The sequence below is a fragment of the Romboutsia sp. 13368 genome (genome assembly GCF_018336475.1).
Classification (GTDB): Bacteria; Bacillota; Clostridia; order Peptostreptococcales; family Peptostreptococcaceae; genus Romboutsia.
The window spans coordinates 1,564,630-1,569,413 of the sequence record NZ_CP048741.1; the positions used below are offsets into that span (position 1 = coordinate 1,564,630).

At 27.4% G+C, this 4,784-nt stretch carries 6 protein-coding genes; all 6 read right to left on the reverse strand.

The features are described from left to right. Positions 1 to 197: 197 nt before the first annotated feature. Entirely contained in the window at positions 198 to 917 is a 720-nt protein-coding gene (locus G3997_RS06285) for a cell division protein (RefSeq protein WP_296644561.1), read from the reverse strand. Between the two features lie 31 nt (positions 918 to 948). After that, positions 949 to 1,455 carry a QueT transporter family protein gene (locus tag G3997_RS06290; protein WP_296644565.1) on the reverse strand — a complete coding sequence of 169 codons (507 nt, stop codon included), beginning with the start codon at positions 1,453 to 1,455 and terminating at the stop codon, positions 949 to 951. Between the two features lie 700 nt (positions 1,456 to 2,155). Further along, positions 2,156 to 2,452 carry a hypothetical protein gene (locus tag G3997_RS06295; protein WP_296644570.1) on the reverse strand — a complete coding sequence of 99 codons (297 nt, stop codon included), beginning with the start codon at positions 2,450 to 2,452 and terminating at the stop codon, positions 2,156 to 2,158. Continuing rightward, a complete protein-coding gene (locus G3997_RS06300; RefSeq protein WP_296644574.1) occupies positions 2,442 to 3,374 on the reverse strand; it encodes a DUF362 domain-containing protein in 933 nt (310 codons plus the stop codon). The genes G3997_RS06295 and G3997_RS06300 overlap by 11 nt, the downstream gene beginning before the upstream one ends. A 78-nt stretch (positions 3,375 to 3,452) precedes the next feature. Further along, positions 3,453 to 3,557 carry an OadG-related small transporter subunit gene (locus G3997_RS06305; protein ID WP_296644578.1) on the reverse strand — a complete coding sequence of 35 codons (105 nt, stop codon included), beginning with the start codon at positions 3,555 to 3,557 and terminating at the stop codon, positions 3,453 to 3,455. 12 nt (positions 3,558 to 3,569) lie between these two features. Then, a complete protein-coding gene (locus tag G3997_RS06310) occupies positions 3,570 to 4,691 on the reverse strand; it encodes a sodium ion-translocating decarboxylase subunit beta (protein WP_296644580.1) in 1,122 nt (373 codons plus the stop codon). Positions 4,692 to 4,784: the final 93 nt, after the last annotated feature.

The window sequence follows — 4,784 nt, forward strand, 5'->3', positions numbered from 1 at the left end:
TCTTTGCTATATTTTAAATTTATAAGGCTTTTATTTATAACAACAGAATTATCTTTTAGATTTACAGTTACTANTTTATAAACAGAATTAAATATATTATAAAATACTTGTAAGTAAAAAAACTATCTTAATAGAGTATTTATGTTTAATAAAAACTGCATTAAGATAGCCTATTTATTATAATTAATATCGTTATTTTAGTTGTATATTAATGAAACTTTTATTTTATCTTCTAAATCTTCTTTTAAGTATAAAGAGAATATAGCTTCATATGAGTCTTCACTTTTGTCTTGTATAGCATTTAATACTTCATTTAAATATGCTATATCATATACTGAACTCATTTCAACTAATATCATTAATTTTTTACCAGTTAATTCTTCACTAGTTTGTTCTGATGCTTCTATAAGCTTATTTGCTATATCTTCTACACTATCACTTTTACTAAATTCACCATATGAATATTTTATACCCATATCGCTAGCTAATCCTTCTTTTATATCTGTTAAGTCTATGCTTATAGTACATTCATCAGCTATTGAATCTATTATCATCTCTACTATGTTTAATAATGTAGTAGTGTTATTGTCATTTATTTTTATTATTCTATTTATTTTTATTTCATCTTTATTTTCTTTTTCTGATAAATCAAGTCCAACAGATAATACTCTTCTTTCTTCTGCCATATATCCTATAGCATTAACTATTTGAAGAGCTTGTTTATCTTCACTGCTATAAGTTAAAAGTAATATATCTACTCCATCAAGTAAAGCTCTTACATAGTCTTTATCAACGTCTTTGTTCATATTTATTTTTTCTGTGTCTATTTTATCACTTATTTTACTTTCAACTTCTTCTAGTTTTTTTATACCTTCATTTCCTATACCTATTAATTTTGTGTTTTTTGACTCAATCATTTTATCTCCTAACTATTAACTAAAGGATATATTAATTTAATATATCCTTTAGTAATTTTGAATATTTATTATTTAAAAATCTAAATAAAGGAACACCTATTATAGTTATTACCACAAATTGACCAAATCCTACCTGTAAAATAGAAAGAATTAATGGTAATTTAAATAATCCATGTAGCATAACTCCACCTATTATTATAGCATTTACTATAGTTGGCCACAATGAGGCTATAATTATGTATCCTTTTTTATTCTTCATAAGTTTTCCTGTTAAATATACTAAATATACACTTATAAATGTAGCTAATGTTCCAAGTATAATATCAGGTAGCCCATAAGGTCCTATAACATTAGCTAAAAAACATCCTATTGTAAGTGATAGTATATATTCTTTACCAAATAACGGAAGTAAAGTCAATACTTCTGCTATTCTAAATTGTATAGGTCCATAGCTTATAAATCCMAGTGCTAATGTAAGTGCTGCATATAATCCTGCAACTACTCCTACTCTAGTTAATTTTTTTGTTTTTGATGTCATATTTTTCCCCCTAAAATATATTAAGCCTATTTAGGTAAAATTTATGTCACGATATAACATCACTGCCACTTCAGTCATATCCGTTATTTAACTCATAACTATATCTTTATAATAAAATAAACCATAGTTATGAGCTACGGTTTTTTAACAAAAATTAAGCATTATAAAATGCTACTTTACCGTAGTTTTATTTATAGACAGGAGGCTTCCGAACTGTCTTATTAATTAATTTATTTAAATATTATATATTATATAACACTAAAATTCAAATTTATTTTTAGTAACATATTTTTAAGTTCCTTCATATTATATAAAATAACAATATTTTATTAATGGAGGTAAAATGCCTAAAAATAAATTTCGTACTAGAAAAATGTGCGATATAAAAAATGAATGTAAAGAAGTTGGTAATCAATACATATTCTTAGTAACAATAATATCAGCTATAATAGCTCAAGAAGTAGATGACAATGATGATTTAGATAATTTAGCTGGTTTTTTAATTGTATTAGGTGAGCAACTAGCATTTATTTCATCAATTAGAGACTCTTGTGAAACTAATGCTAGTGAAGAATCTCAAAATATTATTGATCCTGAATTATCTATATGTAAGGATTTATATAAAKCTAAANTACYTAAGAAAAAAGTGGTAAAAAAAGTTAAAAAGAAACTCTAGCAGATAAACTACTAGAGTTTCTTTTTAGTATCTATGATTTTCTGATTCTTGTGGATTTGAAAATTTGTGTTTTCTATTCATAGTTTCTTTACTATATTTTGCTTCACCTTGAGATGCTATTTTTGCATTAACTTCTGTGTTATTACGTCCATTTACTCCTAGTTCTCTTGCAAATTCCACTTTTTCTTTTTTATAATCATACATTTTTTCAGTACTTGGTCTTTTCTTATGAGTCATAGTGCCACATCCTTTTAGTTTTATTTCTAATTTTAGTATTTCACCGATTTCTTTTTTAATTCTTATAAAATTTTTAGTCACCATGAATATCTTTTAATTTATCTTTATCTAACCTAACATCTTTTTCTCCATATGCAGACTTACTAAATATTTTTTCAGCTTCTATTAAATCTAGTCCAAATATTGTCATATTTTCAGGTTTAGCTTCCCCTATTCCATCCTTATATAGTCCATATAAATAACATACTGCCTGTGGTAAAAATCCAAGTAATCTTGCACCTATACTATCTGCTGCTACTGGGTCAGTTGATGCTATTATAAGTCCTGGTGTGTCTACTGCCATACCATCAATAGGTCCAGTACCAATCATTGCTTTATCTAAACTTATTATAGATAAATCTATTGGTACTTTATTTGCCATTGCTCTTATAAATCCATGTAAATCCTCATGAATTCCAGTTTGCTTTTTAGGATATCCATGAATACTTGCAGGAGGATAACCCATAGCTATATTTTTAATAGCTGCTGTTACTGTAGCTTCTTCGTGGTATTTTAATTGAGTAAAGGAGATAATAACATCAGCGTCTTTTATAACTTCATTTATAGGAGTAGATTTTATTATATGGTGATTTAATTCTAAATCTATAAATGGACCATAGTTCATATCTACAAACTCTACATTTTCTTCTTCTATTATTTTGTCATATCCAACATTTTTCATAACTTCAGTAGTTTTAATACTACCTGAACCTGTAGCTATTATTATTTTTGATGGTTCTTTGCTCTTTATGTATCGTATAAGTCTTTGTAATGTTTTAGGTCCTACAACTACTCCATCTTTAGGTTCTTTATCTTTAACCCAGTTAGGAGTTATTATTACTTTATCTCCTTTTTGTATAATCTTATCCATAGGAAGTAAATCTAGTGCTTTTTCTAAAGACTTACCTTCACTCATTCCTTTTGTTATAGATACTATTGGATCTTTTACTTTTCTATCTCTTATCATTTTTTCACCTCTTTAAATAAAGTATTTGCATTTTTAATACAAAAAAATCCTCTTAAAAATTAGAGGATTTTTTTCAATCTATTTATCAAACTTATTTAATATCTTTATACCTAAATAAATTATACCACTAACTAAAAAAACTCCACACATTCCAATAGCCATTAATTTTAATCCTTCAATCATAATATCTCCCCCCTAAGACAATAGTCCAAGTATAAGACCACCAGCTATAACTGATGCTATTTGTCCTGATACATTAGCACTTACAGAATACATTAATATAAAGTTTTGAGGATCTTCCTTTGTAGCTAACTTTTGAACTACTCTAGCTGACATTGGAAATGCTGATATACCCGCTGCCCCAATCATTGGATTTATTTTTTCTTTTCTAAATACATTTATAAGTTTTACAAATAATACGCCACCTATTGTATCAAGTATAAATGCTACAAGTCCCATACACATTATAAGTAGTGTAGATGCTTTTAGAAAATCATCACCTTTCATAGTTGATGATATAGCTAGACCTAATAATATAGTGCAGATATTTACAAGCTCATTTTGAGCAGATTTTGATAATCCTTCTACTACTCCAGATTCTCTCATTAAATTCCCAAACATTAAAAATCCAATAAGAGGTATTGATTGTGGTGCTATTATACCTGAAATTATTGTGACTATTATAGGAAATAGTATCTTAGTTCTTTTTGAAACTTTCCCTTGAGTATAACTCATTCTTATCATTCTTTCTTCCTTTGTTGTTACAAGTTTTATAGCAAATGGCTGGATTATAGGCACTAATGCCATATAAGAATATGCTGCTACAGATATGGGTCCTAATAAATTCTTTGCAAGTTGAGATGCTACAAATATAGATGTTGGCCCATCAGCCGCTCCTATTATTCCTATTGATGCAGCTTCTTTTAAATCAAATCCAAATATTAAAGCTACTATTATAGTTAAAAATATTCCAATTTGAGCTGCTGCACCTAAAAATATTGTAAATGGCTTTTGAAGTAGTGGTTCAAAATCAATCATTGAACCTATTCCTATAAAAATTAAGAGTGGAAATATTTCTGTTGCTATACCTTGTGAAAATAGTAAATCTAATACTCCAACTACTTTGCTATCTCCAAATAATTGAGTTATTGCTCCTGATAAAGGTAAATTTACCATTATCACTCCAAATCCCATTGGCAGTAGCAAGGTTGGCTCAAACTTTTTGTATACAGCTAGGTAAATTAAAATACATCCAATTACTATCATAATTATATCTTTAATAGATATTGCACTTATTCCTGACAGTAAACTATTCATATCCCCCACCCCTTTTAGTGTATATGGTTATAATATATTCTTAAAATTTCTATTTGATACAATAAAATACCCTGCTATCGTGAAACACGATAG

Excerpts from the sequence above, each read along its gene's own strand:
- G3997_RS06285 (WP_296644561.1), bottom strand. The coding sequence starts at position 917 with ATGATTGAGTCAAAAAACACAAAATTAATAGGTATAGGAAATGAAGGT.
- G3997_RS06295 (WP_296644570.1), bottom strand. The coding sequence starts at position 2,452 with ATGGTGACTAAAAATTTTATAAGAATTAAAAAAGAAATCGGTGAAATA.
- G3997_RS06300 (WP_296644574.1), bottom strand. The coding sequence starts at position 3,374 with ATGATAAGAGATAGAAAAGTAAAAGATCCAATAGTATCTATAACAAAA.
- G3997_RS06305 (WP_296644578.1), bottom strand. The coding sequence starts at position 3,557 with ATGATTGAAGGATTAAAATTAATGGCTATTGGAATGTGTGGAGTTTTT.
- G3997_RS06310 (WP_296644580.1), bottom strand. The coding sequence starts at position 4,691 with ATGAATAGTTTACTGTCAGGAATAAGTGCAATATCTATTAAAGATATA.